At 70.5% G+C, this 15298-nt stretch carries 13 protein-coding genes and 1 pseudogene; 6 read left to right on the top strand and 8 right to left on the bottom strand.

The genetic code is table 11. The annotated features are described in order from the left end of the window. Positions 1-3 precede the first annotated feature (3 nt). Positions 4-363 (bottom strand): NADH-quinone oxidoreductase subunit A, encoded by a 360-nt coding sequence (locus tag ACZ4EG_RS36300; RefSeq protein ID WP_007383963.1) that lies wholly within the window; start codon positions 361-363, stop codon positions 4-6. 745 nt (positions 364-1108) lie between these two features. Here ACZ4EG_RS36300 and ACZ4EG_RS36295 point away from each other — a divergent pair. Further along, complete coding sequence (locus ACZ4EG_RS36295) at positions 1109-1906, top strand: C40 family peptidase (RefSeq protein ID WP_453560172.1); 798 nt, start codon at positions 1109-1111, stop codon at positions 1904-1906. 26 nt (positions 1907-1932) lie between these two features. On the opposite strand, the pseudogene ACZ4EG_RS36290 reads toward ACZ4EG_RS36295, so the two are convergent. Next, positions 1933-3777, bottom strand: a pseudogene (locus ACZ4EG_RS36290) (hydroxysqualene dehydroxylase). Positions 3778-3866: 89 nt separating this feature from the next. On the opposite strand from ACZ4EG_RS36290, the gene def reads away from it, so the two are divergent. Further along, on the top strand, positions 3867-4520 hold the full coding sequence (gene def / locus ACZ4EG_RS36285) for a peptide deformylase (RefSeq protein ID WP_453560165.1): 654 nt from the start codon (positions 3867-3869) through the stop codon (positions 4518-4520). Between the two features lie 11 nt (positions 4521-4531). Here the strand turns inward: def and ACZ4EG_RS36280 are convergent, their stop codons facing one another. Continuing rightward, positions 4532-5866 carry a geranylgeranyl reductase family protein gene (locus ACZ4EG_RS36280; RefSeq protein WP_453560163.1) on the bottom strand — a complete coding sequence of 445 codons (1335 nt, stop codon included), beginning with the start codon at positions 5864-5866 and terminating at the stop codon, positions 4532-4534. A 46-nt stretch (positions 5867-5912) separates the two neighbouring features. Between ACZ4EG_RS36280 and ACZ4EG_RS36275 the strand changes: the two genes are divergently transcribed. Beyond that, positions 5913-6419 (top strand): GNAT family N-acetyltransferase, encoded by a 507-nt coding sequence (locus ACZ4EG_RS36275; protein WP_453560161.1) that lies wholly within the window; start codon positions 5913-5915, stop codon positions 6417-6419. 120 nt (positions 6420-6539) lie between these two features. Then, entirely contained in the window at positions 6540-6851 is a 312-nt protein-coding gene (locus tag ACZ4EG_RS36270) for a PASTA domain-containing protein (protein ID WP_467793615.1), read from the top strand. Here the strand turns inward: ACZ4EG_RS36270 and ACZ4EG_RS36265 are convergent. The 5 genes from ACZ4EG_RS36265 to ACZ4EG_RS36245 form a co-directional block, all read right to left on the bottom strand. Further along, positions 6838-7533 (bottom strand): demethylmenaquinone methyltransferase, encoded by a 696-nt coding sequence (locus ACZ4EG_RS36265; RefSeq protein WP_453560158.1) that lies wholly within the window; start codon positions 7531-7533, stop codon positions 6838-6840. The two genes, ACZ4EG_RS36270 and ACZ4EG_RS36265, sit on opposite strands and share 14 nt — an antisense overlap. 101 nt (positions 7534-7634) lie before the next feature. Continuing rightward, positions 7635-8234, bottom strand: coding sequence for an imidazolonepropionase-like domain-containing protein (locus tag ACZ4EG_RS36260; protein ID WP_453560155.1), 600 nt, complete (start codon positions 8232-8234; stop codon positions 7635-7637). A gap of 71 nt (positions 8235-8305) precedes the next feature. Then, positions 8306-9520 (bottom strand): cyclic dehypoxanthinyl futalosine synthase, encoded by a 1215-nt coding sequence (mqnC, locus tag ACZ4EG_RS36255; RefSeq protein WP_467793614.1) that lies wholly within the window; start codon positions 9518-9520, stop codon positions 8306-8308. 72 nt (positions 9521-9592) lie between these two features. Then, the gene (locus ACZ4EG_RS36250; protein WP_453560152.1) at positions 9593-10321 is read right to left on the bottom strand and encodes a prepilin peptidase; all 729 of its coding nucleotides are present in this window, start codon (positions 10319-10321) and stop codon (positions 9593-9595) included. After that, entirely contained in the window at positions 10318-13293 is a 2976-nt protein-coding gene (locus tag ACZ4EG_RS36245) for a BTAD domain-containing putative transcriptional regulator (protein ID WP_467793613.1), read from the bottom strand. The genes ACZ4EG_RS36250 and ACZ4EG_RS36245 overlap by 4 nt, the downstream gene beginning before the upstream one ends. A gap of 304 nt (positions 13294-13597) precedes the next feature. Between ACZ4EG_RS36245 and ACZ4EG_RS36240 the strand changes: the two genes are divergently transcribed. Next, positions 13598-14248, top strand: a complete 651-nt coding sequence (locus tag ACZ4EG_RS36240) for a hypothetical protein (RefSeq protein WP_467793612.1) — start codon at positions 13598-13600, stop codon at positions 14246-14248. Beyond that, the gene (locus tag ACZ4EG_RS36235) at positions 14245-15294 is read left to right on the top strand and encodes a hypothetical protein (protein ID WP_467793611.1); all 1050 of its coding nucleotides are present in this window, start codon (positions 14245-14247) and stop codon (positions 15292-15294) included. Before ACZ4EG_RS36240 ends, ACZ4EG_RS36235 begins: the two co-directional genes overlap by 4 nt. Positions 15295-15298 lie beyond the last annotated feature (4 nt).

Below are 15298 nucleotides of genomic sequence, written 5' to 3'. Positions count from 1 at the left end.
CCCTCAGTCCCATTCCAGGCCGCCGCGCCGCCATACGTACGCGTAGGCGACGAAGACGGTGAGCACGAAGAGCAACATCTCCACGAGCCCGAAAACACCCAGGGCGTCGAAGGTGACGGCCCAGGGGTAAAGGAAGACGATCTCGATGTCGAAGACGATGAAGAGCATCGCCGTCAGGTAGTACTTGATCGGGAAACGCCCGCCGCCGGCCGGCGTGGGGGTCGGCTCGATACCGCACTCGTACGCCTCGAGCTTGGCGCGGTTGTACCGCTTCGGACCGATCAGCGTGGCCATGACCACGGAGAAGATCGCAAAGCCTGCCCCGAGGGCTCCCAGTACGAGGATGGGCGCATACGCGTTCACCGCTCCTCGCTCCTCTCAGTCGGCACTGACTGCTGGCGGGTTGCCATGGGCCCACTTCCGCCCCACCGGTCCCCCGAACCCCGCTCACCCCGGACGAAGATCGAGAACATGTGAAGCAGGTCACAAGCCCAACTGCCTCGCATCCTATGCCCGCGACTCTGTGATCTGCGACACGGGGTATTACCGAACCTTTGTGATCTCTGCCACCTGACGAACGATCATGAAGTCGGATGAGCGGTGATCTTCGCACGAGAAGCGTTCAGGCGTTCACCAAAAGTGACATTTTCGCTCGTCGTCGCAGGCCGGAGGGGTCGTCTCAATATCAAGAGGCTTCTCTTGCATGCAAATTCGTGTTGGACATGGCGTCCTGCTAGTGGGGTCCGTTCACACATCAGGGGGCCGCCCGGGGTGCGATGTGGACGCGTGCACGGATTCACGAGCCCGACGCGACCGATCCACGCGCGGGACGCCACCCCTTCGGTAACCGTTCCGTGACCTCCGCCACATTCATGAGAGCGGCCTGAGAACCGGGCTTGGCCACCGACCCCATGCGGTGGTAGGTGCAGGGCAATTCGGACGTAATAACGAAACGACATGATCACGGGCTTGATCACGGTAGTCCGCAATGTCCGTTACGGCGTCAATAAAGAACGGCGCGCCCGGGGTTCACGGTCTCGATTGAACAACTGTGGCGCAGCACACGTTTCTTGAAGATATGAAGGAGCCCCTGGTACCCGTTGTTCTCATGTCCCACACCGCTCACATACGCAGCCACCGGAAGCCCCGCAGCCGCAGCGCGTCGACGATCGCGATGCGGGCCGGAGTTGCCGGTGGCGTCCTCAGCCTGGCCGCTGCCGGCGCGTCGGCGTCGGCCTACGCCGACGAGCCTGTGACGCAGACGCTCGAACTGCCCGCCCTGACGGCCGACATGGCCACCCAGGTCGCCCAGTCCGCGGACGCCACTCAGCAGGCCGCCGCGAACTACCAGCTGCAGGCCGAGCGTGACGCGGCCGCCGCAAATGCCGCAAAGCAGGCCAAGGCGGATCTCGCCGAGGCGAAGCAGAAGGCGGAGGCCAAGAAGAAGGCCGCCGAGGCCGCCCGCAAGGCCGCCGCCGCGCGCGCCAGCCGCACCGCCGAGCGGACCACTCTCAGCGCCACCAGCACGAACTCCAGCACGTCCACGGCCACCGGTTCGGCCGCGGCCGTCGTCTCCTTCGTGAAGGCGCAGATCGGCAAGTCCTACGTCCTGGGCGCCACCGGCCCCAGCGCCTACGACTGCTCCGGTCTCGTGCAGGCCGCCTTCAAGCAGGTCGGCATCAGCCTGCCGCGTGTCTCGCAGTCCCAGTCGACCGCCGGCACCCAGGTCTCGCTGAGCAACCTGCAGCCGGGCGACATCCTCTACTGGGGCGGCGCGGGCAGCGCGTACCACGTGGCGGTGTACGTCGGCGACGGCATGTTCGTCGGCGCGCAGAACCCGTCCACCGGCATCGTGGAGAAGCCGCTGTCGTACGACCCGCCGACCGGCGCGGTGCGGGTGCTCTAGGAGCACACCGCCACAGCACGCCGTATTCACGTGAAGGGCCGCAGCCGCTCGGGGGCAGCGGCCCTTCGCGTGCACCCCAGGTCGAAGGTGTTGGGCAGGCCCAGCCGGTGGCGCAGCTCGTCGACCCGTTTCAGGGGCTCCAGCTCCGGCGGACGGAACAGGTCCCACACACGGCACCGCTCCATGCCTGAATTGTCCGTATCGAGCAGTGCGTTGACGGTTCGTCGCGCGGACTCGTCGGCGCCCTCCATCGTGGCCAGGTCGACGTCCGTACGGACGTAGTCGCCCGCGAGGAAGAAGTTCGGCACCTTCGTGCGGGCCGAGGGGCGGTTGTGGAGGGTGCCCGTGGGGTGGATGAGGAACTGCTCGCGGTTGCGCGGCTCGGGGCCTCCCAGGCCCGTCACGGCCGGGTCCATGAACCAGCCGAGCCGGTCCCCGTCGGTGAGGGTCGTCCTGCCGGGGTCGTTCAGTCCGTCCTTCAGCTGAGCCCAGAGTTCGGCGACGATCTCCTCCTTGGTGCTCCCCCGAGCTCTTTGAGCAGGGAGGTACCCCCACGCGGGCCGTCTTGCCGTAGAGGATGCCGGGTTTGTCCGACTCGGAGATGATCGTGGACAGGCATTCATGGGCCTGCCCGTCCCCGTAGTCGCGCGTAAAGTCCCGTCCGTCCCAGAACTGGGACTGGCCGATGCCGGTGACCCCCCGGGGTGAGTCGAGGCAGTTGATGTGCCCGTGCACGACGGGTGTGGGCGTGCGCAGATAGAACATCACGCCAGTCATCCAGTCCGACTTCAGCGCGTCGCACCGCCCGAACTGCGGGTCGGCAGCGCGCAGGGCCGGGCCCCAGGTCGCGCGGGCGTGTTCGACGGGCATCGCCGAGACGTAGTGGTCGACGGTGACCGTGCGCTCCGCGCCGCCGCCGCGGGGCGTGACACGCACGCCGGTCACCGGGCCGCTCTCGTGGACCACCTCCCGGACCTCCGTGCCGAGCACGAACTCGACGCCGAGGGAGCGCAGATACCTCTTCCAGGGGTTGATCCAGGCCTCGCTGGTCGGGGCATTGAGGACGCGGTCGACGTCGGCGTCGCCGTCCATGCCCCGGCCGGGCAGGCCCCACAGCAGCAGGGCCTCGATGGTGACGCGGCCGACCATGGGGGCACCTGATACTCGGTGCTCATCTCCCCGGCCCGGATGAAGTCCCACCACGACGTCTTCTCCCACTGGTCCTCGCGGCGGGCGTCACAGCTGGTGAGGTGGACCAGCAGCCGGTCGGCGAAGTAGGCGGCCTCGTGGGCGGGCAGCCGGGTGCCGAGGTCGAGGGCGGACAGGATCTGGTCGCGCAGCCATGCCGGGGTGATGTCGCCGGGTGCGGGCGGGGTGGTGACCCGGCGCAGGGGAAAGTGCAGATCCGGGCGGCCGGATGCGCGGGCGAACCGGGCCTCGGTGCCGCTGCGGAGGTTGTCGTGGACGCCGTTCGCGTTGCCGGGGAAGGGGATGCGGCGCATGGTGTCCGGCAGGTTCCGGTAGAAGCCGGGAAGAAGCGGAAGCCGTGCTCTGCGGGGAGCGGTCTGCGGCCGCCCGAGGCCGTGCCGGGGACGTCCATGGAGCGGGCCTTGCCGCCGAGGGCGTCGTAGTACTCGTAGACGGTGACGGCGTAGCCACGTTCGGCGAGTTCGTGGGCGGCACTGAGGCCGGAGACGCCGCCGCCGAGGACGGCGACCCGTTTCCCGGACGGCGCGGCGGCGGCGCCGGCGGCGGGCCCTAAGACGGTGGCACCGACCGCTCCCCGGCGACCGTCGCCCCGGCGGCGGACAGAAGCGTCTGCGGGAGTGTCCGGCGTTCTCCTGGGGCTGTTGCGCGTGTTCTGTTGTCATGAGAACCGGAGGGTAGGCAGGGCCCGGGAAGCCGGAACCCCGTTCCCCCGCCACCCACAGCATCCTCACAATCACAAGGAGACACACTCATGCCGAGCGTTTTCGTACAGGGCAGGCCCGTCGAGGCGTACCCCCCGCTCGCGCCCGAGGCCCGGCGCGGATCGGTGCGCCGGATCACCGAGGTGGGCGAGGAGGTCCTGCACAAGCCCTGCCGGGACGTCACCGAGTTCGGGCCCGACCTCGCCGCACTCATCGACGACATGTTCCTGACGATGTACATCGCCGACGGAGCGGGGCTCGCGGCGAACCAGGTCGGAGTGGATCTGCGGCTGTTCGTGTACGACTGCCCCGACGACGACGGAGTCCGACATGTCGGGCACATCGTCAACCCCGTCCTCGACCCGCCGGACCGGGCCGGACGGCGGCTGCTCGACGAGGGCGAGGGGTGCCTGTCGGTGCCCGGCGCCGTGATGGACGTACCCCGCCCGGACCGGGCTGTCGTACGCGGGCAGGACCGGGACGGCCGACCGCTCGTCATCGAGGGGACGGGGTACTTCGCGCGCTGTCTCGCGCACGAGGCCGACCACCTCGACGGTCAGGTGTATCTGGACCGGCTCTCCGAGCGGGAGCGCAAGGAGGCGCTGCGGCAGGTGGCGGACCGGCGGGAAGAGGTCTTCGCCCGCCGGGCCGCCAACATCGAGGCCCTGAGCGGCAGCTGGGCCGGGCCTTCCGGGCGGCAGTAGCGACAGATGGGTCAGGCCTTCGGGGCCACCTTGCTCAGCCCGTTGATGATCCGGTCCATCGCGTCGCCGCCCGTCGGGTCGGTGAGGTTGGCCAGGAGCTTGAGGGTGAACTTCATCAGGAGCGGGTGGGTCAGGCCGCGCTGGGTCGCGATCTGCATGACCTTCGGGTTGCCGATGAGCTTCACGAAGGCGCGGCCCAGCGTGTAGTAGCCGCCGTAGGTGTCCTTCAGGACGCGCGGGTAGCGCTGCAGGGCCAGTTCGCGCTGGCCCGGCGTCGCCCGCGCGTGCGCCTGGACGATGACGTCGGCGGCGAGCTGGCCGGACTCCATGGCGTAGGCGATGCCCTCGCCGTTGAAGGGGTTCACCAGGCCGCCGGCGTCGCCGACGAGCAGCAGGCCCTTGGTGTAGTGCGGCTGGCGGTTGAAGGCCATCGGCAGGGCGGCGCCGCGGATCGGGCCGGTCATGTTCTCCGGGGTGTAGCCCCAGTCCTCCGGCATGGACGCGCACCAGGCTTTAAGGACCTCGCGCCAGTCCAGTTCCTTGAAGGAGTCGGAGGTGTTCAGCACGCCGAGGCCGACGTTGGAGGTGCCGTCGCCCATGCCGAAGATCCAGCCGTAGCCCGGCAGCAGGCGGTCCTGGGGGCCACGGCGGTCCCACAGTTCCAGCCAGGACTCCAGGTAGTCGTCCTCGTGGCGCGGGGAGGTGAAGTACGTACGCACCGCGACGCCCATCGGGCGGTCCTCGCGGCGGTGCAGGCCCATCGCCAGGGACAGCCGGGTGGAGTTGCCGTCGGCGGCCACCACCAGGGGCGCGTGGAAGGTGACTTCCCGCTTCTCCTCGCCGAGCTTGGCCGTCACACCGGTGATGCGGCCGGTGCGCTCGTCGACGATCGGGCCGGAGACGTTGCAGCGCTCGTGCAGACGCGCCCCCGCCTTCTGGGCGTTACGGGCCAGCTGCTCGTCGAAGTCGTCGCGCTTGCGGACGAGTCCGTAGTTCGGATAGGAGGCGAGATCCGGCCAGTCGAGCTGGAGCCGGGAGCCGCCGCCGATGATCCGCAGGCCCTTGTTGCGCAGCCAGCCGGCCTCCTCGGAGAGGTCGATGCCCATCGACACCAGCTGTTTGACGGCCCGCGGGGTGAGTCCGTCGCCGCACACCTTCTCGCGCGGGAACTCGGTCTTCTCCAGCAGGAGTACGTCGAGGCCGGCCCGGGCGAGGTGATACGCGGTCGTGGAGCCGGCTGGCCCCGCGCCCACGACGATCACATCGGCGGAGTTGCCGGAGAGGGGCTCGGTCACGGCGGGATCTCCCCAAGGTTCGAAATCTGCGTGCCGACCGGCACCGGACATGGGCAGTCTATTCAGCACGATTGATCACCGGCCGAAGGGATGCCCCGTGAACCGAGCTCTCCCCGCAGTGCGGCTGCGCGTGCCCACCCACGAGGACGCGTTCGCCTGGCACCGGATCTTCGCCGACCCGGACGTCATGGAGTTCCACGGCGGCAGGGCCGCGGAGCTGTCCGTCTACGAGGAGCTCACCGCCCGCCAGCGGCGGCACGACGCCGAGCGCGGCTTCTGCCTGTGGACCATGCTCGACGAGTCGGGCGAGGTCATCGGCTTCACGGGCGCCCAGCCCTGGGAGCGGGAGTGGGGGCCGACGGGCGAGACCGAGATCGGCTGGCGGCTCGGGCGGGCGCACTGGGGCAGGGGATATGTCACCGCGGCCGCGCAGGAGACCCTGGAGCGGCTGCGGGCGGCCGGGGTGCCGGGCGTCGTAGCGATGGTCGACGCCCGCAACGAGCGCTCGATCGCGGTCACCCGACGGCTGGGCATGCGCCACGCGGAGACCTTCGTGACGCCCGGCGTACGGCGCGAGGGGCACTGCTACCGACTGGACTTGTGACTCAGGGTAGTCAGCTGTCACAGAAAGACACCAAACGCTTCCGATCGGGGACGCGTCGGAGTTACCCTTCCCATGTCGCTGGGGGTGACATCTGTGCGCATAACACCCAAAACACCCGAAGTGCGCGTTCCACGGCTCGTCGGTCTCATGGCCGTGGACGCGCGCGAGACGGCCCGCGTGTGGGGCCTGTCGCTCAACGCGCCGGACCGGCCGGACTTCCACCACACCGTCGTCGACTACGTCGTCCGCCAGTACCCGCAGCCGGGTGCCGAGGTGCCGAGGGACTCGATGGTCTATGTGTGGTTCGACTTCGGTGAGGGCGACGGCGGCGGAGGCGTGCGCGAGCCGCGCATTCCGAGACCGCCCTCCGGCGGGATGCAGCGCCGGCTCGACGAGCCCGGGGACGCGTTCGAGGTGATCAGCTCTCCTTGAAGCCCCGGTGCAGGGCCACCACACCGCCGGTGAGGTTCCGGTACGCCACCTTCGACCAGCCCGCCTTGCGCAGCCGCTCGGCCAGCGCGGGCTGGTCGGGCCAGGCGCGGATGGACTCGGCGAGGTAGACGTAGGCGTCCGGGTTGGAGGAGACGGCCCGCGCGACCGGCGGCAGGGCCCTCATCAGGTACTCGGTGTAGACGGTCCGGAAGGGCGCCCACGTCGGGTGCGAGAACTCGCAGATCACGACCCGCCCGCCCGGCCGGGTCACCCGGTACATCTCGCGCAGCGCGGCATCCGTGTCCTGCACATTGCGCAGCCCGAAGGAGATCGTCACCGCGTCGAAGGTGTCGTCCTTGAACGGCAGCCTCGTCGCGTCCCCGGCCGTGAAGGGCAGCCAGGGGTTGCGCCGCTTGCCGACCTGGAGCATGCCGAGGGAGAAGTCGCAGGGGACGACGTAGGCGCCGGTCTGGGCGAAGGGCAGCGACGAGGTGGCCGTACCCGCCGCCAGGTCCAGCACCTTCTGTGCGGGGCGCGCGTCGACCGCTCTCGCGACCTCCTTGCGCCATCGCCGGTCCTGGCCGAGGGACAGCACGTCGTTCGTGAGGTCGTACCGTTCCGCCACGTTGTCGAACATCGAGGCGACTTCGTGCGGCTGCTTGTCCAGGGATGCGCGGGTCACCCGACCATTGTGGCAGCAGGGGGTACGACGTCATGGCAGCGGCCTCGGCATCTTCCGCACCGCCGCGTGCCTTCGGGCAGAGGTTCTCCGGCCGAACCCGGTCACCGGCCGCGGTACACCAGCCGCCCGCCGATCACGGTCGCCACACAGGTTCCGGCGCCGCGCCGGACCAGTTCGGCGCGGTCCGCGACATCGAACACGGCGAATCGGGCCGGACCGCCCGGCACCAGCCCCGGCAGCAGGATCAGCGGGGTGGGGGACAGCGCCGCCGGGCCCGGCAGCCGGTCCGGCCGCTGTCCGACCGCGAGCCCGGCCCTGCGCACCGCGTCGACCACGGCCCGCGACCGCAGCTCCCCGGCCAGCGCCACCGTGCCGTGCGCCAGCATCCGCTGGATCCCGCGCCGCGCGCTCGCGCCGAGGCGGGCGGGGTCGGTACGGAAGATCTCCCGCGCCCGCTCGCCGCCGATGGGCTCCGTCCCGAGGGCATCGGCCTCGCGCGGGTCGGGATGGTACGTGCCCTCGAGAAGCTCCGGGCCGTACGGGTTCAGCAGTCCCGGCGTCAGGATGCCGGGCCAGCGCCGCACCCGCGCCCGCGGGTGGGCGGCGGCCAGTTCCTCGTACCGGCCGACGGCGGCGACGGAGGCGCCGTCGACCAGAACCGCCGTCTCGGGCGAATGCTCGGCGACGTGAAGTGTCAGCACGGAACCCCTGGTTGGCTCTGGTCGGCCCTGGTCGGCTCGGCCCCGGTCGGCTCTGGTCGGCTCTGGTCGGCTCAGTTGGACGCGAGCAGCTTCAGCTCGGGGTGGGCCGTCCCGCCCTCGATCGCCGTCGACGAGATGTGCGACATCACGCGCTCGTCGACCGGGTCGTTCGCCGGGTCGTCGTGCACGACGAGGTGCTCGTACGTCGTCGAGCGCTGCGCCGGGACACGCCCCGCCTTGCGGATCAGGTCGATGATCTCCAGGCGGTTGGAGCGGTGCTTGGCGCCGGCCGAGGAGACGACGTTCTCCTCCAGCATGATCGAGCCGAGGTCGTCGGCGCCGTAGTGCAGGGACAGCTGGCCGACCTCCTTGCCCGTGGTCAGCCAGGAGCCCTGGATGTGCCGGACGTTGTCCAGGAAGAGGCGGGCGATCGCGATCATCCGCAGGTACTCGAAGAGCGTGGCCTGGGTGCGGCCCTTCAGATGGTTGTTCTCGGGCTGGTAGGTGTACGGGATGAAGGCGCGGAAGCCGCCCGTGCGGTCCTGTACGTCCCGGATCATCCGCAGGTGCTCGATGCGCTCGGCGTTGGTCTCGCCGGTGCCCATGAGCATCGTCGACGTGGACTCCACACCCAGCCCGTGCGCGATCTCCATGATCTCCAGCCAGCGCTCGCCGCTCTCCTTGAGCGGGGCGATGGCCTTGCGCGGCCGCTCGGGCAGCAACTCGGCGCCGGCGCCCGCGAAGGAGTCCAGACCGGCCTGGTGGATCCGGGTGATGGCATCCTCGACCGACACCTTCGAGATCCGGGCCATGTGCTCGACCTCGCTCGCCCCCAGGCTGTGGATGACGAGCTGCGGGAACTCCTTCTTGATGGCGGCGAAGTGCTTCTCGTAGTACTCGACGCCGTAGTCCGGGTGGTGCCCGCCCTGGAACATGATCTGCGTGCCGCCCAGCTCCACGGTCTCCGCGCAGCGGCGCAGGATGTCGTCGAGGTCGCGGGTCCAGCCCTTGGCCGTGTCCTTGGGGGCGGCGTAGAAGGCGCAGAACTTGCACGCGGTGACGCACACGTTCGTGTAGTTGATGTTGCGCTCGATGATGTACGTCGCGATGTGCTCGGTGCCCGCGTAGTTGCGGCGGCGCACGGCGTCGGCGGCGGCACCCAGCGCGTGCAGCGGGGCGTCGCGGTAGAGGACGAGCGCCTCCTCGGGGGTGATCCGTCCACCGGCCGCGGCACGGTCGAGCACGGCTGTGACATCAAAAGACGTGAGGTCGGCCTTCTCGGTCACCGGGACGTCCCTTTCGTCAAGGGTTGTGGACGGACCCGGCCAGCCTACGCCAGGGCTCCGGCCCGGCCGACGTCAGGCCGCGTACGCCCCGGTCAGGAGTCCCGCGTACGCGCCCGCGATCAGGAACGGCCCGAACGGTATGGCCGTCTTGCGCCCCGCCCGCCGCGCGACGACGAGGGCACCGCCGTACAGCGCGCCGAACAGGAAGCCGGCGAAGGTGCCGAGCATGACGGTCGGCCAGCCGTACCACCCCAGTACGGCGCCCGTCCCCAGCGCCAGCTTCACATCGCCGAAGCCCATGCCGCCGGGGTTGATGAGGAACAGCACGAAGTAGCCGCCGCCGAGCGCCAGGGCGCCGTACAGCGCGGTGAACCAGTCACCGGCGTGCTCGGGCAGCAGTGTCACCAGGCCGAGGAGTGCGAGCGCGGCTCCCGCGAGCGGCAGCGTCAGCGCGTCCGGCAGCCGCTGCACCCGGAAGTCCACGACCGCGAGCAGCACCCCGACGGGCGCGAGCAGCAGCCAGACGCCGAGTTCGGGCCGGGTGCCGGTGGTGGCGGCGAGCACGGCGCAGACGAGGGCGGTGGCCGTGGCGAGCACAGGGGCGCCGGGGCCGTACGAGGACTCGGCGCACTCCGGGCACCGGCCGCGGCCGATCCACCCCCGCACCGGATGCCCGCCCGGACACAGCGTCCGCCACTCCTCCCCCTGCGGAGCGGAGAAGCGGTAGGCCGCCCGGGGCAGCACCACCCCCGCCACCGCACCCCACAGCGCGGCGGCGGCGATCAGCGCGAGGTCGCTCATCCCGCCGCGGCGGCGCCGTCGCGCCAGGTCGGCAGCAGCTCGTCGAGGAGCGCCTCCGTGCGCGGCGGCAGACCGCGGGCGCCGCCGCGGCCGAGGAGATCGACGGCGAGGGTGCGGAGGCGGGCGGTGTCGCCGGTGGCGTGGGTGGCGCGCAGCAGTTCGTTCCACAGGCGCTCGTCGTCCGGGGCCGAGTTCAGCGCCGCGTTCAGCGCCTCGATCGCCTTCTCCGCGCGGTCCTTCTCCAGGTGGAACGCGGACAGGGCGAGGCCGGTGTCGGCGACCAGCAGCGGGAGTTGGGCGTCGACGATCTCGTGGGTGAGCCAGCGGTAGCGGCCTTCGGGCCGGTCGGCGAGCAGCGGTCCGCGGACCAGGACCAGCGCGTCGGTGAGCAGCCGTCCGCGTACGGCGCGGCTGTCGACTCCCTTGCCCTGGGTGGCCTCGTGGTACAGGGAGCGCAGCACGTCCAGGTCGGAGACGACCGACTTGGCGAGCGTGAGCCGCCCCGTCGTGTCGACGCCGAGCCGGGGCGTGCCGTCCGGGTCGGTGCCGAGCCAGGTGCGCAGCCGCTCGATGAGCGCGTCCCGTACGTCCTCGGTGACCCCGCGCGGCCACAGCGCGGAGGCAAGCACGCGCGGGTGCACGCCCTCGCGGTGCAGAAGCAGCAGGGCGAGCGCCTCGTGCAGCAGGGCGCTGCGCTCCCCGTCCGGGGTGTCGAGGCCGATGATCTCGTACGGCCCGACGAGGCGCGCGTACACCGCGGGCCGCCCCTGCTCGCTGATGTCGACGAGGAACGGCGGGGTGGTGGCCGGGCCGTCCGGGTCGCGCTCGGGGTCGGCCTCGACGAACAGCTCGACGACCGCGCGCTGCTGAACGGCCGGCAGGAGCTGTGCGTCGAGCTCCAGGCCGAGCAGCGGGGCGAGCAGCTTGCCCTCGGGCGTGACCTCCATCTCCCAGGCGGCGCCGGGCAGATCGCCGGTCTCGGTGCCGACGAGGTAGCCGATGCCGAGCCGGCCGGCGTCGGCGGCGAGTTCGGCGAGCTTGACGGCGTCCTCGGCGGAGGGCTGGGCGGCGAGCAGGACGAGGTGCGGGGCCCAACGGGTGTGCTGGGCGGGCCCGGAGCGGCCGGTGAGCACGGAGTCGTGGCCGGCGGCACCGAGGGCGCCGCGCCGCTGCCGGGTCTCGGCCTCCATCGTCTCGATGAGCGCCTCGATGCCGTCGAGGTGGCGCAGCCGGTTGGGGGCGAGCGCGGTGAGGTCCTCGCCGAAGCCGACGAGGGTGATGGTCATCCGGTCCGACCAGCCGTTGGTGGCGAGTTCGGCGGCGACGGAGGCGAACACGGCAGCCCGGTCGGCCTCGCGGCCGCTCAGCGAGACGATGCCGGGCACGGCCTCCAGGTTGAGCAGCAGCCGCGAGTCGTCCATGGTGCCGAGGCTGACGAGACCCGGGTACGGCGCCGCGGTGTCGACGTCCTCGTACCTCTCGGCGTCCGCGCGCGCCAGCATCCAGAACGTCTGGTCCTGCCCGAGCTGCCAGGGCGCCGGCGGCTTTCCGGCCGGCTGGGCGAGTTGGAGGTGCAGATCGCCGTTGCTGAGCCAGGCGGCGTAGACGACGGGCAGCGCGCGCGACTCGGCGGCGAGGGAGGCGGCAAGGCCCCGCAGCGAACGGTCCAGGAGCCGTACGCCCTCGGGGTCGGCCCCGACGAGCAGCGCGTCGTGGACGTCCTGGGCGTCCCCGGTCGGCGTCGGCGGCTCCATGCCGCGCCGCCCGCCGACGGCCCCCAGCGCCGACTGCCACATCGCCTGCCGGCGCCGCCGGCCGAGGGCGCCGAGCAGGCCGGCGGCGAGGAGGGGGGCGCCGACGAGGGCTTCGGGCAGACCGAAGGAATGGCTTCCGGAGTGGCTTCCGGAGCCGCTGTCGGCGGCGGGGGTGACGTGCTGCTGTTCCTGCTCCCCGGCCGGGGCGGGCCGCTGCTGGGGAATGGACACGTGGGAGCCGCCGGAGGCACCGGAACCGCCACCGCTCGCGTGCTGCCCCTGCTCCTGCTCCTTGGCGTGATCCCCGGTCTTGGCGTAGTCGTGGATCTGCTGCCGCACCTCGTGGGAGACGTGGGCGTCGGGGTTCTCGACGAGTTCGCCGCCGTGCGCGTCGCCCGGCATCTCCATGATCCAGCCGGGACGGATGAGGCTGGCCTCGGACAGACGCGAACCGTCGGGCTGGATCCGGTCCTTGTTGAGCTCGTAGATCTCCTTGTACCGGCGGCCGTCGCCGAGGTGCCGCTGGGCTATCTCCCACAGGGAGTCATGGTGACGGCCCTCGGGCGGCTGGATCCGGTAGTACTTCGTGTCGCCGTGCTTGGCCGTGCCGCCCCCGGCGTCGGCGTGGGCGGCGGCGTGGGTGGCCTGCTCGGCGAGGGCGGCCGCCGTACCGGCGGCCTGCTCCTGCTGCTGCGCGAAGAGGCCCGGGGTCTGCTGGGCGGCGGCGACCGTGCCCTTCTGGTTGCCCTCCAGGCTGTGCCCGAGCTGCGACAGCCCCGGCGTGAGGCTGGCCGCGGTGGCACCGACGAGCAGCAGCGCGGCGACGAGCTGCCGCGCGAGCAGCTGGCTGGGGCCCGCGCCGGGGACCCGCCCCGGGATCCCCACGCCGGACAGCGCGGCCTTGACCTCCACCAGCACGCAGGCCGTGAACTGGGCCCAGGCGAGCCACACGATCACGGTGAGGACGTGCAGGAAGGTCGTGACGGTGATCTCCTGCTGCAACCAGTCGAGGCTGGGCGCGCCATGAGGCAGCGGCCAGCCGACTGTCACGGCGAGGGCGCCGGGCACGCCGATGACCAGCACGAGCAGGGCGATGAACGCGAACAACGCCTTGACGAAGTCCCCGAACGAACGCCGGCGCACGCGCACCGGCTGCGGTGTCCGGTTCCGCGGCCCCGCGGGGCTTCCCGTCGAGCTTGATGTGCTGCGTCGCGCCATGGCGGGTGTCCTGGGTCGTGTGTGGGAGGAGTTGGTTCGGGGGGTGGGTCGAGCCTACAGAGATCCTATTGAGTGGGACTGACAGCGTCGAAGAGACGGCGGGAGACCGAAGGACCGATCACCACCGATTTCCCCACCCATGTCCAATAGATGCACTTCCGTCGGAAGTTGACCTCGCAACGACCGTGCACCACCCCTTCACATACCCCGCACAATCCCCCACGACCACTCAAGTCACTGTCATACGCCCCTGATAGCTTCGTTCCCAGCTGCACACACGCCGAACTCCGGGGGAGACTCAACCGTGGCCCGCCGCATCCTGACCCTGACCACCCTGACGACCACCGCGGCCCTGCTGCTGACCGCCTGCGGCGGAGGCGGCGGCGACAAGTCGGACGACATCAAGGGCGCGGACACGGGGTCGAAGAACCCGTCGGCCTCCGCCTCGGCGTCGTCTTCGGCGTCCTCCGGCGTCAAGCGCCCGGCGATCACGCTGCCGAGCAGTTTCCAGCTCACGTTCGAGAACTGGACCAGCAGCGATCCGGTGAAGCAGGCGGTGCTCAACGACGCGAAGGAAGAACTCCGGGCGGGCTATGCGGCGATCATCGCCGACAACCCCGACAGCGAGGCCGTCGCCTTCTACGACACCGCGGGCGTTGTCCAGCAGACCAAGACGTGGATCAAGTCGTACACGGACAAGAACCTCACCGTCATCGGCAAACTGCCCGCCTTCGGCGCCAAGGTCAGCGTGGCCAAGACCGGTGCGGGGGCGTCGCTCAGCTACTGCACGGACGAGAGCAAGGCGTCCACCAGGAACCGCAAGACCGGCAAGGTCGAGGGGAATCCGGCAGGCACGAACCCCTACGTGCTCTACACGGTCTCCCTGGCGAAGAGCACGCAGGGCGTGTGGCAGAACGCGTCCGTCCACTCCGAGCGAGGCGGGTGCTCCAAGTGAGGGCGCGATACCGGGCGACGCCCGTGATCGCCGGGTCGCTCGTCGTGACCCTGCTGGGTTCGGCGCCCGCCGACGCGTTCGGAGGCGCGGGCACCAACACGCGAGGCAATAGCAACGGCAACGAACTGACCGCCTCCGCCCGGTACTCACGCATCAAGGTCACTCAACAGAGCGGTCCCACCGGTGGCAAGCAGGGCACGGTCTCGTCGACGGACGTGAACTGGAAGCCGCCGCAGTGCTGGTACGAACCCGTCTTCTCCCCGGCGCAGCTGAAGGACTTCGCCGAGAAGGACGGCGACGGCGGCCTGCGCGACGGGTGGTACGGATCGAGTCTCTGGACCGACCACTTCAGGGACGAGAAGGACGCGATCAGCACCTTCAGCACCCCTAACACCGTGAAGGGCTACAAGAACTACAACCTCGGCAAGGACGGCTACTTCTGGCGCGGAGTGGCCCCGGACCTCAACGCCGTGGACGACACCTCGCTGTGCAGCCGGCTCATGTTCTGGGTCGACGCCGGCAAGATCCCCGACGTGCCGAACGCCCCCACGCCGAAGACCCTCGCCGAGTACGCCTACAACAAGATCAAGGTCCCCAGTACCTCGATCGAGCTGAAGCCGACGGCCAAGTCCACCGTCAACCTCCCGACCTGGGCGTGGCTGGACAAGGGCACCTTCAAGGAGGTCAAGGTCCGCGCGGAACTCCCCGACACCGGCCTGTGGGCGGAGACGACGGCGAAGCCCGTGGCTCTCCACCTCGACCCCGGCACATCGGACGCCGAGACCTACCCCGCCTCCGGCAACTGCACCATCAACGACGACGGCTCGATCGGCACGCCGTACGCCAAGGGCGACGCCGACAAAACGCCCCCGTGCGGAATCACCTACCTCCACGCCTCCAACGGCACCCCCTACCATTTGAAGGCCAGCATCACCTGGCAGATCACCTGGCAGGGCTCCGACGGCAGCGGCGGCGACCTGCCCGACGGCACGTTCGAGACGACGCAGGACATGAACGTCCAGGAGATCCAGTCGGTCAACCGCTGACCCG

This window comes from Streptomyces sp. NPDC025638, from assembly GCF_055558775.1.
This window is presented reverse-complemented; position numbering and strand designations above follow the sequence as displayed.